Below are 18,466 nucleotides of genomic sequence, written 5' to 3' on the forward strand. Positions count from 1 at the left end.
GGGCGCTACTGCTGCTTCGCGGCGGCCTTCATGGCGCGCTTGTGCTCACGCACCTTCGTGAGCGATTCGGGGCTGATGATGTCGGCGACGGAGCGGAACGAGCCCTCCTCGCCGTAGGGGGCGGATGCGTCGCGCCAGCCGGGTCCGTCGAAGCCGCACTGCTTGCCCAGCAGCGCGAGGAAGATCTTCGCCTTCTGCTCGCCGAAGCCCGGCAGCCGCTTCAGCCGCGCGAGCACCTCGGCGCCGGAGGGGGAGCCCTGCGTCCAGATCGCGGCGGCGTCACCTCCCCAGTCCTGCTCGACGGCCGCGCACAGCGCCTGCACGCGACCGGCCATCGACCCGGGGAAGCGGTGGACGGCGGGCGGCGTCTTGAACGCCTCGGCGAACGCGTCGGGGTCGTAGCCGGCGATGGTGGCGGCATCCATCGCCCCGATGCGATTGCGGATCTTCAGCGGCCCGGTGAAGGCTGTCTCCATCGCGATCTGCTGATCCAGCAGCATCCCGACCAGGAGGGCGAGCGGATTGTCGCTGAGCAGCTGGTCGGCGTCGGCGTCGGCGGTGATGTGCAGGCTCATGCTGCCATCCTTCCACCGGCGCCGGAGCCCCGCCGGCGGATGCGGCGCACCGCCCGGCCGGCGCGGCGCACAGCACGGGCCACCGTGTCGCGCGCCTGCCCGCGCGGCCACTCGCGCTTCAGGGCCAGCGTCCCGTCGTCGTTGCCGGTCAGCGTGCACCGGCGGCCGGCGAGCAGGGGCGAGCGTCCGACGGCGTCGACGGTGGCCTGATCGGCCCGCAGCGGCACCGTGACGCTCCAGCCGGCGTGCTGCACGCGCACGCGGAGCGGGCCGCCGCGCGAGGTGCTGCGACGGCTGAAGGTGTGCAGCGGATCGATGGTCAGCGTCGCGGCGTCCAGCTTCCTCGCCACCGGGCCGGGGACGCGGCGGGCGGGGCCGCGCCGGTCGCGCAGGAAGAGCTCGACCTGGTCGTCCCGCAGGTCACGCGTCGCATCGAACGTCTCCTCCGGCAGGACGTCGAGGCCCAGGTGCGCGGGGGGCCGCCACACGAGCGCCCTCGTGGCACCCGAGCCGGCATCCGCGGCACCGTGCTCGGCCGCGACCGGCCGCTCCTCGAACACGAGTGGCTGGTCCCCCACGCGCAGGGCGCCGACGCGGACGGTGAGGACGAGCTTGCCCCGGCGCATCCACCGGGCTGCGGTCAGGTCGGCGCTGCACGTGAGCGCGGCCTCGAACTCGGCCAGGCGGACGAGCTCGTCGCGATGATCGCCGAGCAGCAGCGCCGACCGCACGCGCAGCGGGAAGGCGAGGCCCTGCTGGACGCCGGGCCCGAATCTGCGGCGCGAGAGCGGGATGACGACGTCGAGGAACCGGGCGCGGTAGTCGTCGGGGTAGCGGACCATCCGCCGTCCGCCCAGCCGCTTGAGGATCTTGCCGCGGTACCAGTGCCGCAGGAGTGTGTCGCGCAGCGGGCCCGGGGTGGTGTGCTCCTCCACGATGTCGAGCACGGCCTCCAGGTGGGGGAAGTAGGTCTCCGGATCGATCCGGGACGAGCTGGCACTGCCGGGGTTCTTCAGCCACGCGTAGCAGCGTTCGCTGGAGAGGATGGAGATGGTCGTGGCGGCGAAGTACGCCTGCATCACGAACAGGTGGTCCTCGAGGCGCACCTTGCCGTCGGGGAAGCGGATGCCGTGCTCGCGCAGGAACGAGGTGCGGAAGAGCTTGTGCGGCGTGAGGAGTTCCAGGAGCGGGTCTTTGCCGAGCTGCGCGTGCGGGATGTCGCGCCGGAACATCTGCGGGATGCGCCGGCCGACCCCCACGACCTTGCCGATGACGACGTCGGAGGAGTGACGGTCGGCGTAGTCGCACAGGTGCTCCAGCGCCCCCTCGAACAGGCGGTCGTCCTGGTCGGAGAAGAAGACGTACTGCCCGCGGGCGGCGTCGATGCCGGCGTTGCGCGGAGCGCCGGGCCACCCGGTGTGCGGGAGGGTGAGCACGCGCACGTTCGGCCGGCTCTGGGCCACGCGCGCGAGGCGGTCCCGGGTCTCCGGGCCCGAGCCGTCGTCGCACAGGAGGACCTCGAACCGACCGGCGTCGAGTGTCTGCCGGTCCAGCGACGCGATGAGGTCGTCGAAGCCGGCACCGGGCTCGAACACGGGAATGATGACGCTCACCCGTACTGTCGTCGGTTCCGTCACTCGTTCACTCCTCTCATCGGCGTCGGCCGGGATGCCCGGATGGCGCGCACGAACCATCCAACCCGCCGGCTGCGCGAGCGGGTAGGGACTGGATCGGATCAGGCGGCGCCGGTATCGGATGCGGCGGCGTCGGGCTCTTCGTCGGCCACCTCGATGCCGAAGAGCGTCGACAGGGCGGCGAAGTACTCCTCGCCGCGCCCCAGTTCGGCGAGCTCGTGCGCGCGCGCCGTGGGGGCGTGCAGCAGCACGCCGACGAGGTGGCGGAGGGCCTGCTCGGTGCGACCGTCGTCGTCTCCGCGCGCCCGGGCGCGCGCGATCTCACCCTCGAGCACTCCGAACGCGTGCGTGCGCAGCGCGACGATCCCGGGGGTGACGTTGCGGCGCTCGCCGACCACGGCGAAGCGTCGCGCGGCGTCGCGCACGACCTCGCGGGCGGCGTCGGTGGCCTGCAGCTCCTCCACCGGAGCGTGCAGCCGGATGGTCTCCAGATCGAGCAGGTCGACGCCGGGGACCCCGGCCACGTCGGGATCGACGTTGCGCGGCAGGCCGAGGTCGATCACGAGCCGGCGCGCGAGGGGGCCGGCAGGGGGCACCTCGGCTGCGGGGCCGACCGTTTCGGACCCGGTCCGGCCGGCTGCCAGGGTGTCGGCGCTGAGGACGGGGTGCTCCGCAGAGGTGCACGTGATGACGAGGTCGGCGTGCGCGGCGACGGACGGATAACGCTCGGCGGCGAGGTTGTGCAGGCCGTACTTCGCCGCGAACTTCGCGCCCCGGCCCGACGGCGAGTACACCGAGATGTCCTGCGCGCCCTGGTCCCGCAGTGCCGCGACGGTGGCGGCGGCGTAGGCGCCGGTGCCCACCAGCAGCACGCGCAGCGCCGACCAGTCGGCGATCCGGCTGTCGGCAAGTTCGAGGGCGAGACGCACGAGCGAGCGCCCGGCGCGGCTGAGGGCCGTGGCGTTCTTCACGCCGCGCTGGGCTTCCGAGGCCCGCTGGAACAGCCGTTCGAGCTCGCCCGAGGTCGTGCCTAGACGACGCGATTCCTTCAGCGACCGGCGCACCTGTCCGGCGATCTCGCCTTCACCGATGACGACCGATTCCAGTCCGGATGCCACGGCGAACAGATGCTCGGCGACCTCGTCGCCGCCGAGGACCCGGTACGAGCCCTCCAGTTCGGCGGCGGAGACGCCGGTGGCCGATTCGATCGCGGCGAGCGTGGCCTCCACGCCGACGACGCGGGAGGCGGTGACCGGTTCATCCATGTCGACGTAGGCCTCGAAGCGGTTGCACGTGGCGACCACGACGGCGCCCTGCACGCATTCGGAGTGCGCCGCGATGAGGGGGGCGACGGGCGTGGAGGGGACGCTGAGGCGCTCGAGGAGCTCGAAGGACGCGGTCTTGTGACTCGCGGAGACGCACAGCAGCACGAGAGGAGATTCTACCCGCGTGCCGCAACCGGGCGGCCCGATGCCTCGACGCCGAGCGATCCGCGCGTGCGCGTGCGTGCGGATCTCCGTGCGGTGCACGGATGCCGCGGTCGCGCACGGGGAGGAGGGTGGGCCGTGTTCGAGCGACAAGGAAGGAACGGACATGACCGATACGCAGACATCCGTCGTCGATGAGGCCGATCGCGCGCTCAAGGCGAAGCATCGTGCGATGTGGGCGTCGGGGGACTATCCGGCGCTCGCGAGCGATCTGATCTGGTCGCTCGGCCCGCGCCTGGTCGATGCCGTCGGCGTCCAGGCCGGCGACCGCGTTCTCGATGTCGCCGCCGGCAGCGGCAATGCCGCGATCCCCGCGGCGCTGCGCGGAGCCACGGTGGTCGCCTCCGACCTCACACCGGAGTTGTTCGACGCCGGTCGCCGGCGTGCACGGGAGGCGGGGGCCGAACTGGAATGGCGCGAGGCGGACGCCGAGGCGCTCCCCTTCCCCGACGATGCGTTCGATGCGGTCGTCTCCAGCGTCGGCGTGATGTTCGCGCCGCACCACGAGCGCTCTGCAACCGAGATCCTGCGCGTCACGCGCCCCGGCGGACGGATCGGCGTGCTCAGCTGGACGCCGCAGGGATTCGTGGGCCGCATGTTCGCCACGATGAAGCCGTTCAACGCGCCGCCCCCGCCGGGAGCGCAGCCGGCACCGCTGTGGGGCGACGACGCGCACGTGCGCGAGCTGTTCGGCGCATCCGTCACCGACTTCTCCGCCGTGCGCGAGACGGTCACGATCGACCGCTTCGATGCGGGCGGCCGGTTCCGCGAGTACTTCGCCTCGCACTACGGGCCCACCATCGCGGTCTATCGGCGCATCGCCGACGACCCCGCGCAGGTGGCGGCGCTGGATGCGGCGCTGGACGCGCTGGCCGATGCGGCGATCGTCGACGGCCGGATGCAGTGGGAGTACCTCCTGGTGACCGCCACCGTGCGGTGACCAGGGCGGCATGCCGGGGGATGGCGGCAATCCGCTGCACGTGGCCGGGCGGGTCATTGCCCGTCCGGCCACGGTCTCCTACCGTGGCGGTCGCCGCCATGCGCTCGCCGCACCGAAGGAGCAACCGTGTCCGTCGTCCTGACCCACTTCGCCGGTCGAGCCGGTGACCACAGCGATCGCGCCATGGCTGCCTCCCCTGTCCTGACGGCGGTGCTGGCGGAGCGACTCGCGGTCGAGCCCATCGTGATCGGTGAGCGCCGGCCCGTGGAGCCGTCCCCGTGGGATGAGGCGCTGGTCGTCGCGGCGCCGGCCTTCGCGGAGCTGGCCGGGCACTTCGACCGCCTCTTCCGCGCCGGTGCATCGCCCGTCACCGCCCTCAGCCGGTGCGCCGTCGCCCTGGCGACGCTGCCGGTCGTCGTGAGGCACCGGCCGGATGCGGTGGTGGTGTGGTTCGACGCGCACGCCGATCTCAACACCCCTCAGACCACGACGACGGGCTTCCTCGGCGGCCTCGCGCTGTCCGGTCCGGTGGGGTTGTGGGACTCCGGATGGGGAGCGGGGCTCGCCCTGACGGACGTGATCCTCGTGGGAGCCCGCGACCTCGACCCCGCCGAACAGCGCCTCGTCGACGGTGGCTCCGTGCCCCTCGTGCCCGTGGGCAGCGATATGGACGACGACCTCGGCCGCGCGCTCGCGGGCCGGCCCGTGTACGTGCACATCGACTGCGACGTGCTCGAGCCGGGAACGGTGCCGACGGACTATCGCGTCCCCGGCGGGATGACGCTCGCGCAGCTGAGCGCGTGCGCGCGGGCGATCGCGCGGAGCGAAGTGGTCGGCGTACAGATCGCGGAGCTCGAGGCCGACGCCGCCGACCCCGGCTCTTCCAGGCCCGCCGGAGCGATCACCGACGCACTGGAGCCTGTGCTGCAGGCGCTGTCCTGACACGCTCTTCCACCCTGGCCTGGCCTGAGTAGAGTGGCGCCCGTGAGCGGGTCCGCCCTCACACCGCGCGAGCGCGCGGTGCTCGCCGCGGTGGAGCGGCGACAGACCAACCCCGAGATCGCCGCGGAGTTGTTCATCTCCGTGCGCACCGTCGAGAGCCACATCGCCAGCCTCCGGCGGAAACTCGCCGCCGAAAGCCGTGCGGCCCTCGTCGCAGCCGCCCGAGCGCGGCACGAGTCGTCGGTGCCGGTTCCTGCGGATACCCTGCACGGCCGCGATGAGGACCTCTCTGCCGTGCGCACGCTCCTCGAACGCCACGGGTGGGTCACGATCGTGGGGGCAGGAGGGGTCGGCAAGACCCGCCTCGGGCTCGAAACCGCCCACGGCGACGGCGAGCGCACGCCGCTCGTCGTGGAGCTCGAGCATGCCACCCCCGACGACGTGGCTCCCCGGATCGCCCGCGCGCTGGGCTTGGAGGCAGCCCCCGGCGACCTGCAGGGCACCGTCTCGGTCGCGCTGGCCGCGCGCCCGCACCTGCTGCTCCTGGACAACGCCGACCGGGTCGGACCGGCCACCGTCGCAGTGGTCGGCGCCCTCCGCATGCGCGTCCCGTCCGTGCGCGTCCTGGTGACCTCTCGCACGCCGCTGGGCGCGCCGGGGGAGGCGGTGCACGCCCTCCGCCCGCTCGCGGCGGAGGGCGCGGACTCGCCGGCGTGCGCCCTGCTGTCCGATCGCCTGCGCGCGGCCGGAGCGGACGCCGGCGAGCCGGCCCTGGTGGCGAGGATCGCGGAGCGGCTGGACGGACTTCCGCTCGCCCTGGAGCTCGCCGCATCCGTGGCCCGGCACCTCCCGCTGGCCGAACTGGACGCACGCCTGGCGCGTGACCTCGCGACGCTGGACCGTGCCGCTCCCCCCGGGCGCCACCGCAGCCTCGACACCGCCTTCGGGTGGACGTGGGACCTGCTGTCGATGCAGGAGCAGGATGTGCTGCGGCGCCTGGCCGCCCTTCCCCGCACGTTCGACATGGACCTCGCGGCCGCCGTGACGGGCCCCGGAACGACGGGCGTCGTCCTGCGGCTGCTGGATCACTCCCTGATCATCCCGACGCGCACGCACCCCGGCCGCTTCCGGCTGCTGGCCGTGATGCGCGAATTCGTCCACGCCCGCACCGCGGCGGCGACCATCCGCGAGGTCCTGGAGCTGCACGCCGTCGCCGTCACCGAGACCGCCCGGGCCTTCATCCGGACCGCGCGCACCGATGCGAGCGCGTCGGCGTCGCACCGCTCGGCGGTGCTGTGCCCGGAGGTCAACGCCGCCCTGCGCTGGATGATCGCGGCCGGTCACCCCGATGCGATCGCACTCGCGGCCGACCTCGCCGTCGGCGTCGAGCAGTACGGGGCCGACATCGACAGCATCGACGCGCTCACCGACGCCGCCCGGGATGAGGGAGTGCTCGCCTCGGCCACGCCGCAGCAGCTGCTGGCCGTGGGCATGGCGCTCGCGTTCGTCGACATCGACCTCGTCCGCTCCCTCGCCGATCGGGCGGCTGCCGGGGCCGCGGACGACGACGGCACGCGCGCCGCGGAGCAGCTGTCCGCCTGGGCGGCCGCCTACCGGGGCGATGTCGAGACCGCGCTGATGCATTGCGCGGCCGCGGAGCGGCTCGTCGGCGAGCACGGCGGGGACTGGGACCGGGGAGCCATCCTCCAGGCGCGGGGGATCGCTCTGCGGGCAGGCGCCACGCCGGACCGGGCCGCGGCGCTGGCGGCGTTCACGGCGTCGATGCGCGCGTACGCGCGCGCGGGCGATCTCGTGCACGTCAACAATGTGCGGTACATGATGGCCTCCGTCGCCGCCGAGCACCCGGACGACCGTGAGCGGGCGATCGGGTGGGCCGCGCAGGCGCGCGCGGCGGCCGAGGCGATGCAGAACCCGCACGAGACCGCGCATGCGCAGCTGGTGCAGGCAGGCCTCGGGCTGGCGGGGGCCGGTGACCTCGGTGACCTCGTCGACGCGTTCCGCCGCCTCGGCGACCTCCGCTGCCTGCACCGTGCCCTCATGCTCAGAGCCGCCGCCGCCGCCCAGCCCCGTGAACGCATCGGGCACCTGAGCGAGGCCCTCGAGATCGCCACCAACGCGCGCGATCCGGCACGCCAGATCGCGGCGGCCGACGCGCTCGTGCGCGCGCTGGCCGCCGCATCCGACCGCATCGGCACGCTCGCCGCCCTGGATCGGCTCGGCGCGCTCGCCGGAGCGGAGCACGCCCGCGCCGCCTGTCCGGCCGAGCTGCTGGCCGACTTCGCGGGGCGCGGCGCCCCGGCCTGACGCCCAGCCGGCGCCCGGACGGCGGGTGCGAGGATGGGAGACGTGGCCTCACCCGATGCACCCCTCCTCCGCGCCCTCCGCGGCGACCGCCCCGACCGCACCCCGGTGTGGTTCATGCGCCAGGCCGGCCGCTCCCTGCCGGAGTACCGCGAGCTGCGCGTGGGCACGCGCATGCTGGACGCGTGCCTGACGCCGGACCTCGCGGCCGAGATCACGCTGCAGCCGGTGCGCCGCCACGGAGTGGATGCGGGCATCTTCTTCAGCGACATCGTCATCCCGCTGCGCCTCGCCGGCATCGACGTGGAGATCGAGCCCGGACGCGGCCCGGTCTTCGCCGACCCGGTGCGCACCGCATCCGACGTCGCGCGCGTCACGGCGATCGATCCGGCCGCCGTCGCCCTGGCTGCAGGCCCCGTGCGCGAGGCCGTCCGGATCGTCACCGACGAGCTCGGCGACACGCCCCTCATCGGATTCGCCGGCGCCCCCTTCACGCTCGCTGCGTACCTCGTGGAGGGTGCCCCGTCGAAGGAGCACCTGCGTGCGCGCGCCATGATGCACTCCGATCCCGCCTCCTGGCACCGCCTGGCCGGATGGCTCGCCGCCGTGTCGTCGGCGTTCCTGCAGGCCCAGGTGGCGGCCGGCGCCTCGGCCGTGCAGCTGTTCGACTCGTGGGCCGGCTCCCTCTCCACCGCCGATTACCGGGCCTTCGCCGCGCCGCACTCGCGCGCGGCGTTCGAGGGGGTGACGGTGCCCCGCATCCACTTCGGCGTGGGCACGGGACCGTTCCTGGCCGACATGCGCCTGGACGGGATCGCCGACGCGGTGGGCGTCGACTGGCGCCAGCCGTTGGATGAGGCGGCCGCGGTGCTCGGGGAGGACACGACCGTGCAGGGCAACATCGACCCCGCGCTGCTGTCCGCTCCCGAGGAGGTCCTGCTCGCGCATGTCTCGGACGTCCTGGCGCGCGGTCGACGTGCGCGCGCGCACATCCTCAACCTCGGCCACGGCGTGCCGCCCGACATCGATCCGGCAGTCCTGAGCCGGATCGTCGCCTTCGCCCACGAGGAGGCCGCATGAGCGAGGGCCCGCTGGACCGCCTCGCCGCGCAGGCCCGCCAGAAGCACGTCGTCGTGGTCGGCGGTGGTGTCGCGGGCCTCGTCGCCGCGTGGGAATGCGCGAAGGTCGGTGTGCGCGTGACGGTGCTCGAACAGGACCCGCGGGTGGGTGGCGTCGTGCGATCGGCCGAGATCGACGGCCTGGTCCTGGACGTGGGTGCCGAGAGCTACGCCACCCGCGGCGGCACTGTCCGCTCCCTGGTCGACGAACTCGGGCTGAGCGATGCGGTCACCACCCCCCGCCCCGCCGGCGCGTGGGTCGCCGGACTGCCTGGCGGGGCGGCGGCACCGCTGCCGCGCGGCGGCGTGCTGGGCATCCCCGACAACCCGTGGGCCCCGGAGGTGCGGCGCATCATCGGATGGCGCGGCGCATGGCGGGCCTACCTCGACCGGCTGCGCCCGCCGCTCACGATCGGGCATCAGCAGAGCCTGGGGGCGCTCGTGCGCAGCCGCATGGGCGCGCGCGTGCTCGACCGGCTCGTTGCTCCTGTCACCAGCGGGGTCTACTCCGCCCGGCCCGACGACATCGACGTCGACCTGGCGGCACCCGGGCTGAACGCCGCGCTGACCCGGACGGGGTCGCTCAGCGGCGCCGTCGCCGAGCTGCGCGGCGGCCGCACGGCGGCACCGGGGAGCGCGGTCGAGGGCCTGCGCGGGGGCATGTCGACGCTCGTGGACGCTCTGGCCGAGCGTGTGCGCGAACTGGGCGGGGAGATCCGCACGGGTGCACGCGTCACCGGCCTGCAGGCCACGGGGGAGGCGTGGGACGTGCACGTGGCCGACGGCGAGGCCGCGGGGGAGCAGCCGGATGCGGCAGCCGGGGGCGCCTCCCCGATGCGCGCCGACGCCGTCATCGTCGCGGTGCCCGAGCGCGCGGCGCGGGAACTGCTCTCCCCGGTGGCGCCGCTGCTGGATCGCGAGGCCGCGCCCGCGCCCGTCGTGGAGGTCGTCACCCTCGTCGTCGATTCCGCCGCCCTCGACGCCGCGCCCCGCGGATCCGGCGTGCTCACCGTGCCGGGCACGGGACCGGCCAAGGCGCTCACGCACTCCACCGCCAAGTGGGAGTGGGTCGCGGCCGCAGCCGGCGGGGATCGTCACGTGCTGCGGGTCTCGTTCGGCGCGCAGGGCGAGGAACCGGCCACCGCCGCCCTCGACGACGACGCCGCCGCATCCCTCGCCCTGGCGGAGGCGGCCAGGATGCTGGGCGTGGAACTGGGCGCGGCGAGCCTGCGCGGCGCGCAGCGCGAACGGTACGCGCAGGCGCAGCCTGCGGCCACGATCGGCCGCGCCGCCACGACGGCCGCGGCCCGCGGCGCCGTCCGGGCCGTCGCAGGCCTCGGGGCGACGGGCGCGTGGCTGTCCGGCACGGGCCTCGCCCAGGTCGTTCCCGACGCGCGCGCCGAAGCCGAGCGCGTCCGCTCGGCGCTGCTGTGGCGGGAGACGGCCTCGGGCGCGTGACCCTGCCCTCCCGGTCGGAGGATGTCAAGGGCGAATGCCGCGAGAGGAATACGGGGCTACTGTGGGAGCGCACCGCACCTCCCATCATCGATCGTGAGGAGAGCCCCATGAAGGGCAAAGTAGGACTCGTCATCGGCCTCGCAGCCGGATACGTGCTCGGCAGTCGCGCGGGCCGCGAACGCTACGAGCAGATCAAGGAACAGGCTCTGAAGGCCTGGCACACCGACCCGGTGCAGAAGCAGGTCGACAAGGCCAAGGCGTTCGGCACCTCGGCGGCCAAGGTCGTCCCCGGCGTCCTGTGGGACGGCGCGAAGCGCGTCACCACGGCAGCCGGCGGCTCGGGCAGCGTGTCGGAGAAGGCGCAGCGCGCCGCCGCGGCTGCGAAGTCGGCCGCCCGCGACGTCGCAGAAGCCGTGGAGGACTCGCTGGAAGACGCCGAAGAGGCCGCCGGCGGCTCCACGTCCGGTGACACGGACTCCGCCGGGACGAAGAACTCCGACGACGCGAAGACCTCGGGTCAGCCGCAGGCCGGCGAAACCAAGAACGCCACCAGCGCCGGGAGCTGACTGAGATGACCACGCCGCGCGGGTTCCGCGACCGCGCCGACGAGAGTCTGTTCACCCTGCTCGGGGACATCCCCGAGCTCGTGCGCAATCTCGTCGTCGCCGAGATCAATGCCGCCAAGAAGTGGCTGGGTGAAACGGCGAAGCAGGCCGGGATCGGGGCCGGCTGGTTCGTCGGCGCCCTGTTCGTGCTGTTCTGGTCGCTGCCGGTCTTCTTCGCCTTCGTGATCGCCGGCCTGTCGTCGTGGTGGCCGGTGTGGCTGTCGGCCCTCGTGGTGTTCGGCGTGATGCTGGTTCTCGTCGCGATCCTCGCGCTCCTGGGCATCATGCGATTCCGTCGACTCGGCTCCGGGGAGAATCCCGGCCAGGCCGTCGCAGAAGACATCCGGATCGTGAAAGAGGCACGCGAATGAGCGTTGATCGACCCGTTCCCGTCCCCCGCACCGCCGTCGCGCTGGGTATCTCCGATCCCGTCGAGAAGGCGCGCGCCGAGTTGAAGGCGACGCTGGCAGCCATCGAGGTCAAGGCGAACGTACCCAAGCGCGTGGGGCATGGCGTGGACCGCGGTGTCGCGCAAGCGCGGGAGTTCGCACGCGTCAACCCCACGGGCGCGGCAGCCGCCGTCGTCGGAGTCGCCGTGGCGGCCGGCCTGGCGGTCTGGGGATTGGTGCGGCTCTACACCAGGTGAGCGCGTTTGGTGGCTCGGGCGCCGCGGAGCAGACTGGAGGCATGTCCGAGGACTCTCCCGAATCCGTGTTCACCCTCTGGGCCGTGCTCCGTCGCGACCCGGAGAACCCTGTCGCCGAGCCCGACGACACCGAACTGAGCGACATCGTCGCCCTCATCGAGAGCGGCGGTGTCACGGTGCGCGGGTTCTACGACGTGAGCGGTCTCCGCGCCGACGCCGACCTGATGATCTGGCTGTACGGCCCCGACCCCGAGGCGCTGCAGCGCGATCTGCGCCGGCTGCGCCGCACCGAGCTGCTGCGGCCGCTCCTGCCGGTGTGGAACGCGATGGGCGTGCACCGCGACGCCGAGTTCAACCGCGCCCACGTGCCCGGTTTCCTCCGCGGCGTTCCGGCCAAGCAGTGGCTCACGGTGTACCCGTTCGTGCGCAGCTACGAGTGGTACCTCCTTCCCGAGGCCGAGCGCCGTGCGATGCTCGCCGACCACGGCCGTAAGGGGGCCGCCTTCACCGGCGTGACCGCCAACACCGTCGCATCCTTCGCCCTGGGCGATTACGAGTGGCTGCTGCCCATGGAAGCCGACGTGCTCACCGATCTGGTCGACATGATGCGCGAGCTGCGCTACACCGAGGCGCGCCGCCACGTCCGCGAGGAGGTTCCGTTCTTCACGGGACGGCTCATCGAGGTGCATGAGGTGCCCGAGGTGCTGCAGTGAGGCGCCGATGACCCTTCGTCTGGGCACACGGCGCAGCGCGCTGGCCCTTGCCCAATCCCAGCAGGTCGCCGACGCGCTCGCGGCCGCGTCGGGCCGGTCCGTCGAGCTCGTCCCCATCGTCAGCGAAGGCGATGTCTCGAGGGCGTCGCTGTCCCAGCTGGGTGGCCGCGGGGTGTTCGCCACGACGCTGCGCGAGGCACTGCTGGCGGGGCGCTGCGACCTGCTTGTGCACTCGCTGAAGGATCTGCCCACCGCGCAGCCTCCCGGTCTGGTGATCGCCGCCACCCCGCTGCGGGAGGACGCACGCGATGTCGTGATCACCCGCGACGGGACGCCGCTGGGCGATCTGGCCGACGGCGCGGTCGTGGGGACGGGCTCCCCGCGGCGCATCGCCCAGGTGCGGCGCCGGAACCCGCGCGTGAGCGTGCAGGACCTGCGCGGCAACGTCGACTCCCGCCTGGCCCGCGTGCGCGACGGGGAGCTGGATGCGGTCATCCTGGCCGCCGCAGGGCTTTCCCGGCTCGGCGGCGATCTGGGCGGGCTGCACGCCGAGCCGCTGGGGTTGGCCGACTGGCCCACGGCCCCCGGCCAGGGCGCGCTCGCCGTCGAGACGACGACCGATGCCGACCCCGATCTGCTCGCGGCAATCTCCCTCCTCGACGACACCGCGACGCGCACCGCCGTCACCGCCGAGCGCGCGGTTCTGGCCGGACTGGATGCGGGATGCTCCGCGCCGGTCGGAACGCATGCGGAGGTGACGGACGGGGATCTGCGCGTGCGCGCCATCGTGTACGCCCTCGACGGCGCGCACCGGGTGGGTCTGGACCGCACCGTGCGGCTGGAAGTCCCTCCCCCGCACGAGCGGGGGTATGGTGGGTACCCAGGTAGCGGCGATGGTGCGGATGCTGCCGACGGCGCGGACCCGATCGCGCGTGCTACGCGCACCGGGTTCGACATTGCACGTCGGCTGCTCGAACGCGGGGCGGCCGACCTGGTACCACGAGAGTCGACCCCATGAATCACAGCTCCCGGTCTACGCCGGCACCCGGCAAGCCCCTCGCGGGCTGGCGCGTGCTCGTGCCGCGCGGGGGCCCGTGGGGCGACGGCGTGGCGGCGACCCTCCGGCAGCAGGGCGCCGTGCCGGTGATCGCCCCGCTGATCAACTTCGCCCCGACCAACGATCAGGCGACCCTCGACCAGGCGCTCGCCGACCTCGCCGCCGGGGCCTTCGACTGGCTCACCGTCACCAGCGCGACGACGGTGGATGTGCTCTACGCCTACCGCGCCCAGATCCCCGCCAAGACGAAGGTCGCAGCCGTGGGAGAGACGACGGCGGCAGCCCTCCAGGCCGTCGGCTACCGCGTCGACCTCGTCCCCGAGCGCGACAACTCCGCCGCCGGGCTGGCCGAGGAGATGATCGCGCGCGAGGGCGAGCCGCGCGATGTGCTCACCCTGCGCAGCGAGATCGCCAAGCCCGTCCTCACGCGGCTGCTGAGCGAGGCCGGGCATCGGGTGCGCAGCGTCGTCGCGTACCGGACGGTGGGGGTTCCGGTGGCCGAGAAGGTCGCGACCGACGTGGCATCCGGCCGGATCAACGCCATTCTCGTCACGAGCGGGTCGGTCGCCGAGCAGGTGCACGCGCAGTTCCCCGACATCCCGCCGGCGACCGTGATCGCCGCCATCGGCCCCCGCACCGCGAAGGACGCCCGGCGCACCGGCCTGAGCGTGGACGTCATCGCCGATCAGCAGACCGTGGACGCCCTCATCGACGCCGTCTCCCGCTTCCCCCTCCCGCACGCCTCCGACGAATTGCAGCCGTGAGCTTCCCGCAGCATCGCCCGCGTCGCCTCCGCCAGAGCCCGGCCGTCCGCCGTCTCGCGCGTGAGACGCACCTCGTCCCCTCGCAGCTGGTCCTTCCGCTGTTCGTGCGCGAGGGCATCACCGAGCCCGCACCGATCTCCTCGATGCCGGGCGTGCACCAGCACACGCTCGACTCCCTCCGGGCCGCCGCCGTGGATGCCGCCGACGCGGGTCTGGGGGGCGTCATGCTGTTCGGCGTCCCCGCCGTGCGCGACGCCGTCGGTTCCGGCGCCGACGATCCCCGTGGCATCCTCAACGTCGCCACCGAGGCGCTCGTGGCCGAGGTGGGCGATGCGCTGGTGGTGCAGACCGACCTGTGCCTGGACGAGTTCACCGACCACGGCCACTGCGGCGTCCTGGACGCCCGCGGCGCGGTCGACAACGACGCGACCCTCGAGCGCTACGCCGCGATGGCCCTCGCCCAGGCCCGTGCCGGCTCGGCGATGCTGGGGCTGTCGGGGATGATGGACGGCCAGGTCGCGCACGTGCGCGCGGCGCTGGATGCCGAGGGGTTCACCGACACGATGCTGCTGGCCTACTCGGCCAAGTACGCCGGGGCGTTCTACGGACCGTTCCGCGAAGCCGTCGATTCGCAGCTGACCGGCGACCGCCGCACCTACCAGCTCGACCCGGGCAACGGCCGCGAGGGCGTGCGCGAGGCGCTGCTGGATGTGGACGAGGGCGCCGACGTCGTCATGGTCAAGCCCGCCCTGCCGTACCTGGACGTGCTCGCCGACGTGTGTGCCGCCGTGGACGCGCCCGTGTGGGCGTACCAGGTGTCGGGCGAGTACGCGATGGTCGAGGCCGCCGCCGCGAACGGCTGGATCGACCGTCGCCGCGCGATCGAGGAGAGCCTCCTGTCGATCCGCCGCGCCGGCGCCGACGCCATCCTGACGTATTGGGCGGCCGAGGCCGCCCGCTGGCTCCGCGCCGATCTGTGAACGTCGGAGGATCGCGCCGACGTCGGAGGATGTCCCCCGCATCCTCCGACCTTCGCGACATTCGCCGACGTGGGTGGAAGGGAAACCGCACATGACCGACCGCAACGACGAGTGGTTCGACAGGGCGCGCAGCGTCATCCCCGGCGGGGTGAACTCGCCCGTGCGCGCGTACGGGTCCGTCGGCGGCACGCCGCGCTTCCTGGCGTCGGCGCGCGGCGCGACGGTGACGGATGAGGCCGGCCGCACGTACGTCGACCTCGTCGCGTCGTGGGGTCCCGCCCTGCTCGGCCACGCCCATCCCGAGGTCGTCGCCGCGGTGCAGGATGCCGCATCCCGCGGGCTCTCCTTCGGCGCCCCGACCTCGGCCGAGGTGGAGCTGGCGGGTGTCATCGCGTCCCGAGTCTCCGCCGGCGCGCGCCACCCGGTCGAGAAGGTGCGGCTGGTCTCCACCGGCACCGAGGCGACCATGACCGCCATCCGCCTCGCCCGCGGAGTTACAGGACGCGACCTGCTGGTGAAGTTCGCCGGGCACTACCACGGCCACTCCGACGGGCTCCTGGCCGCCGCCGGCTCCGGCATCGCGACGCTCGCCCTGCCCGGATCGGCGGGCGTGCCCGCGCCCATCGCGGCGCAGACCCTCGTGCTGCCCTACAACGACCTCGACGCCGTGCGCGAGGCGTTCGCGCTGCACGGCGACCGCATCGCCGCGGTGATCGTGGAGGCGGCCGCGGCGAACATGGGCGTCGTGCCGCCGCTGCCCGGCTACAACGCCGCGCTCGCCGACATCGCGCACGCCCACGGCGCGCTGTTCATCCTCGACGAGGTGCTCACCGGGTTCCGCGTGCATCCGGCCGGGTTCTGGGGATTGCAGCAGGACGCCGGCGAGGAGTACACGCCCGACCTGTTCACGTTCGGCAAGGTCGTCGGCGGCGGGATGCCGCTGGCCGCCCTCGGCGGACGAGCCGACGTCATGGACGCCCTCGCCCCGGCCGGACCGGTGTACCAGGCGGGCACGCTGTCGGGCAATCCGCTCTCCGTCGCGGCGGGCCTGGCGACGCTGCGCGGGGCGACGCCGGAGGTCTACGCGCGCGTGGATGCTGCGGCATCCGCCATCGCCGACGCGCTGTCGGCGGCGCTCACCGCCGAGGGCGTTGTGCACGCGGTGCCGCGGGCGGGGTCGCTGTTCGGCGTCGCGTTCCTCCCCGATGCCCCGCGCGATTACGCCACCGCGCTCACGCAGGAGTCGTGGCGCTATGCGCCGCTGTTCCACGCGATGCTCGACGCGGGCGTCTCGCTGCCGCCGAGCGTCTACGAGGCGTGGTTCCTCACCGCCGCGCACGACGACGACGCCGTGGGACGGGTGATCGAGGCCCTCCCCGCCGCCGCGCGGACCGCCGCATCCGCCGTCGCGCCGTGACAGATCCCGGTCCCGCCGCCGCGAGCGTGCACCATCCCGGCGAAAGTGCACCGGATCCTGTGCACTCTCGCCAGGATGATGCACTTTCGGCGGGGGAGGGCGGCCCGCGCGTCGTCGTGCTGGCCGGCGGGGTCGGCGGCGCGAAGTTCACGCTCGGCGTGCGCGCGGCCCTCGCCCGCCGCGGGGCGCCGGAGGCGACCGTCGTGGTCAACACGGGAGACGACGTGTGGCTCTCGGGCGTCCGGCTGCAGCCCGACGTCGACTCGATCACCTACGCCCTCGCGGGTGTCAACGACACCTCCCGCGGCTGGGGTCGGGCCGGCGACACCGAACGCGTTCACGCCGAACTCCAGGAGTGGGGGGCGGGCTGGCCGTGGTTCGCGCTCGGCGACCTCGACCTCGGCACGCACCTGGCCCGCACCGGATGGCTGCGCGAGGGCCTCACCCCGACGCAGGTGCTCGAGCGGATGGCGCGCCGCTGGGATCTGGGCGCGCGACTGCTGCCCATGACCGATGCCGAGGCCGACACGATCGTCACGGTGCGCGACGCCGACGGCGCCGAGCGCGACCTGCACTTCCAGGAGTGGTGGACGCGTCATCGCGCCGCGCTCACGCCGGTGCGCTTCGGCAACCCCGGTATCGCCGCCGCCTCTCCGGCGCCCGGCGTGGTCGAGGCCATCGCCGCGGCCGACGTCGTGCTCGTGGCGCCGTCGAACCCGGTCGTCTCGATCGGGCCGATCCTCGCGGTGCCGGGGATGCGGGAGGCTCTGGCCGCCGCATCCGCCGTCGTCGGCGTCTCGCCCATCATCGGCGGCCGGGTCGTGCGCGGCATGGCCGACGTGTGCCTGACCGCGATCGGCGTGGAGACCTCCGCGGCGGCCGTCGCCGCGCACTACGCTGCGCGACGCGCGGGCGGCCTGCTCGACGCGTGGCTGATCGCCGAGGAGGACGCCGCCACGGCGCCGGCGGTGGATGCCGCGGGCATCCGTCCGGTGGTGACGCCGCTGTGGATGACCGACGTGGCCGCCTCGGCCGCGATCGTCGACACCGCACTCGCCGCCGCGTCCTGACGCCCCTCGTTCTGGCGTCCGCGCGCCGCCTATGCGACGGGTGCGGTGCTCAGCAGCGCGGCGGTGCGGGGCCCGAGGCCCAGGGACTCCGCCTCCGCCAGCTGTGCGGGCGTGTCCACGTCGCGGCGCAGCGTCGAGTCCTCCGGGACGTCGAGGTCGGTGCACCCGAGCAGACGGTGCCGCGCGGCGGAGTCTTCCCCGAACGCCGAGGTCCACACCGCGCCGGGGCGCGCGGTCACGAGCGTGGAGCCCGTGCCTTCCGCGTCGGGCACGAGCCCGCGCTCCACCGACCCGGCCGCCGCCAGCGCCGCATCGAGGTCGGCGGGACGCAGTGCGGGGAGGTCGCCCAGGAGTGCGGCCCGGGGTGCGCCCTGACCGGCGGCCGCAGCACCCAGGGCGATCGCCGCATCCAGGCCCGCCGCCTCGGTCTCCGGCACGGTCGTGATCCGCGGCAGGCCGGACGCGGCCCGGATCAGCTCCTGATCGTCGGTGACCACGACCACGCGCGCGACGCGGGTCGCGCCGGCGGCGGCGGCGATGGTGTCCAGGGCGATCGCCCGGGCCAGTGCCGCGCGGTCGACGGCGGCCTCGGCGAGGCGCGACTTCCCGACCGTCGCCGGCTTCACCGGCACGATCACCACCCATCCCTCCGAGCCGTGCTCCGGCTCGTTCGCCAGCGGGTCCAGGGGCGATTTCGGGGTCATGCGGTCGTCCGTCCTGCGTGTGTCGAGTCTGCGC

At 73.9% G+C, this 18,466-nt stretch carries 18 protein-coding genes; 14 read left to right on the forward strand and 4 right to left on the reverse strand.

Annotated elements, in window-relative coordinates; translation table 11 throughout:
* Nucleotides 1-5 precede the first annotated feature (5 nt).
* The 3 genes from E4V99_RS07765 to E4V99_RS07775 all read right to left on the reverse strand — a co-directional run bounded on the left by E4V99_RS07765 (nt 6) and on the right by E4V99_RS07775 (nt 3,639).
* Entirely contained in the window at nt 6-575 is a 570-nt protein-coding gene (locus E4V99_RS07765) for an HhH-GPD-type base excision DNA repair protein (RefSeq protein ID WP_135116850.1), read from the reverse strand.
* Entirely contained in the window at nt 572-2,212 is a 1,641-nt protein-coding gene (locus E4V99_RS07770) for a glycosyltransferase (RefSeq protein ID WP_167758098.1), read from the reverse strand. Before E4V99_RS07770 ends, E4V99_RS07765 begins: the two co-directional genes overlap by 4 nt.
* A gap of 98 nt (nt 2,213-2,310) precedes the next feature.
* Nucleotides 2,311-3,639: a glutamyl-tRNA reductase gene (locus E4V99_RS07775; protein ID WP_135116852.1), complete on the reverse strand. Its 1,329-nt coding sequence runs from the start codon at nt 3,637-3,639 to the stop codon at nt 2,311-2,313.
* Nucleotides 3,640-3,802: 163 nt separating this feature from the next.
* Here E4V99_RS07775 and E4V99_RS07780 point away from each other — a divergent pair, with 163 nt between their 5' ends.
* The 14 genes from E4V99_RS07780 to cofD all read left to right on the forward strand — a co-directional run bounded on the left by E4V99_RS07780 (nt 3,803) and on the right by cofD (nt 17,728).
* Nucleotides 3,803-4,636, forward strand: coding sequence for a methyltransferase domain-containing protein (locus E4V99_RS07780; RefSeq protein ID WP_135116853.1), 834 nt, complete (start codon nt 3,803-3,805; stop codon nt 4,634-4,636).
* A 126-nt stretch (nt 4,637-4,762) separates the two neighbouring features.
* Nucleotides 4,763-5,578 carry an arginase family protein gene (locus E4V99_RS07785; protein ID WP_209305598.1) on the forward strand — a complete coding sequence of 272 codons (816 nt, stop codon included), beginning with the start codon at nt 4,763-4,765 and terminating at the stop codon, nt 5,576-5,578.
* A 42-nt stretch (nt 5,579-5,620) separates the two neighbouring features.
* Nucleotides 5,621-7,903, forward strand: a complete 2,283-nt coding sequence (locus tag E4V99_RS07790) for a LuxR C-terminal-related transcriptional regulator (RefSeq protein WP_135116854.1) — start codon at nt 5,621-5,623, stop codon at nt 7,901-7,903.
* A 42-nt stretch (nt 7,904-7,945) separates the two neighbouring features.
* Nucleotides 7,946-8,980 carry a uroporphyrinogen decarboxylase gene (gene hemE / locus E4V99_RS07795; RefSeq protein WP_245233136.1) on the forward strand — a complete coding sequence of 345 codons (1,035 nt, stop codon included), beginning with the start codon at nt 7,946-7,948 and terminating at the stop codon, nt 8,978-8,980.
* Nucleotides 8,977-10,476, forward strand: coding sequence for a protoporphyrinogen oxidase (hemG, locus tag E4V99_RS07800; protein WP_135069882.1), 1,500 nt, complete (start codon nt 8,977-8,979; stop codon nt 10,474-10,476). Before hemE ends, hemG begins: the two co-directional genes overlap by 4 nt.
* Nucleotides 10,477-10,583: 107 nt before the next feature.
* Nucleotides 10,584-11,042 carry a hypothetical protein gene (locus tag E4V99_RS07805; protein WP_187270445.1) on the forward strand — a complete coding sequence of 153 codons (459 nt, stop codon included), beginning with the start codon at nt 10,584-10,586 and terminating at the stop codon, nt 11,040-11,042.
* A gap of 5 nt (nt 11,043-11,047) precedes the next feature.
* Nucleotides 11,048-11,452, forward strand: coding sequence for a phage holin family protein (locus E4V99_RS07810; RefSeq protein WP_135069879.1), 405 nt, complete (start codon nt 11,048-11,050; stop codon nt 11,450-11,452).
* Complete coding sequence (locus E4V99_RS07815) at nt 11,449-11,727, forward strand: hypothetical protein (protein ID WP_135069877.1); 279 nt, start codon at nt 11,449-11,451, stop codon at nt 11,725-11,727. The genes E4V99_RS07810 and E4V99_RS07815 overlap by 4 nt, the downstream gene beginning before the upstream one ends.
* Before the next feature lie 41 nt (nt 11,728-11,768).
* A complete protein-coding gene (hemQ, locus tag E4V99_RS07820) occupies nt 11,769-12,440 on the forward strand; it encodes a hydrogen peroxide-dependent heme synthase (protein WP_135069874.1) in 672 nt (223 codons plus the stop codon).
* A 7-nt stretch (nt 12,441-12,447) separates the two neighbouring features.
* Nucleotides 12,448-13,458, forward strand: coding sequence for a hydroxymethylbilane synthase (gene hemC, locus E4V99_RS07825; protein ID WP_135069871.1), 1,011 nt, complete (start codon nt 12,448-12,450; stop codon nt 13,456-13,458).
* The gene (locus tag E4V99_RS07830; protein ID WP_135116856.1) at nt 13,455-14,261 is read left to right on the forward strand and encodes a uroporphyrinogen-III synthase; all 807 of its coding nucleotides are present in this window, start codon (nt 13,455-13,457) and stop codon (nt 14,259-14,261) included. Before hemC ends, E4V99_RS07830 begins: the two co-directional genes overlap by 4 nt.
* The gene (hemB, locus tag E4V99_RS07835; protein WP_135069865.1) at nt 14,258-15,241 is read left to right on the forward strand and encodes a porphobilinogen synthase; all 984 of its coding nucleotides are present in this window, start codon (nt 14,258-14,260) and stop codon (nt 15,239-15,241) included. Before E4V99_RS07830 ends, hemB begins: the two co-directional genes overlap by 4 nt.
* A gap of 91 nt (nt 15,242-15,332) precedes the next feature.
* A complete protein-coding gene (locus E4V99_RS07840; RefSeq protein WP_135116857.1) occupies nt 15,333-16,658 on the forward strand; it encodes a glutamate-1-semialdehyde 2,1-aminomutase in 1,326 nt (441 codons plus the stop codon).
* 59 nt (nt 16,659-16,717) lie between these two features.
* A complete protein-coding gene (cofD, locus tag E4V99_RS07845; protein ID WP_135116858.1) occupies nt 16,718-17,728 on the forward strand; it encodes a 2-phospho-L-lactate transferase in 1,011 nt (336 codons plus the stop codon).
* Between the two features lie 29 nt (nt 17,729-17,757).
* On the opposite strand, the gene cofC is transcribed toward cofD, so the two are convergent.
* Nucleotides 17,758-18,432 carry a 2-phospho-L-lactate guanylyltransferase gene (cofC, locus tag E4V99_RS07850; RefSeq protein ID WP_135069856.1) on the reverse strand — a complete coding sequence of 225 codons (675 nt, stop codon included), beginning with the start codon at nt 18,430-18,432 and terminating at the stop codon, nt 17,758-17,760.
* Between the last annotated feature and the right edge of the window lie 34 nt (nt 18,433-18,466).

Origin of the sequence: Microbacterium sp. dk485, from assembly GCF_004570445.1 — a bacterium.
Classification (GTDB): Bacteria; Actinomycetota; Actinomycetes; order Actinomycetales; family Microbacteriaceae; genus Microbacterium; species Microbacterium wangchenii.

Bases quoted from the DNA above. Each gene is read 5' to 3' on its own strand.
- E4V99_RS07765 (WP_135116850.1), bottom strand. From the start codon at position 575: ATGAGCCTGCACATCACCGCCGACGCCGACGCCGACCAGCTGCTCAGC.
- E4V99_RS07780 (WP_135116853.1), top strand. From the start codon at position 3,803: ATGACCGATACGCAGACATCCGTCGTCGATGAGGCCGATCGCGCGCTC.
- hemG (WP_135069882.1), top strand. From the start codon at position 8,977: ATGAGCGAGGGCCCGCTGGACCGCCTCGCCGCGCAGGCCCGCCAGAAG.
- E4V99_RS07805 (WP_187270445.1), top strand. From the start codon at position 10,584: ATGAAGGGCAAAGTAGGACTCGTCATCGGCCTCGCAGCCGGATACGTG.
- E4V99_RS07810 (WP_135069879.1), top strand. From the start codon at position 11,048: ATGACCACGCCGCGCGGGTTCCGCGACCGCGCCGACGAGAGTCTGTTC.
- E4V99_RS07815 (WP_135069877.1), top strand. From the start codon at position 11,449: ATGAGCGTTGATCGACCCGTTCCCGTCCCCCGCACCGCCGTCGCGCTG.
- hemQ (WP_135069874.1), top strand. From the start codon at position 11,769: ATGTCCGAGGACTCTCCCGAATCCGTGTTCACCCTCTGGGCCGTGCTC.
- hemC (WP_135069871.1), top strand. From the start codon at position 12,448: ATGACCCTTCGTCTGGGCACACGGCGCAGCGCGCTGGCCCTTGCCCAA.
- E4V99_RS07830 (WP_135116856.1), top strand. From the start codon at position 13,455: ATGAATCACAGCTCCCGGTCTACGCCGGCACCCGGCAAGCCCCTCGCG.
- E4V99_RS07840 (WP_135116857.1), top strand. From the start codon at position 15,333: ATGACCGACCGCAACGACGAGTGGTTCGACAGGGCGCGCAGCGTCATC.
- cofC (WP_135069856.1), bottom strand. From the start codon at position 18,432: ATGACCCCGAAATCGCCCCTGGACCCGCTGGCGAACGAGCCGGAGCAC.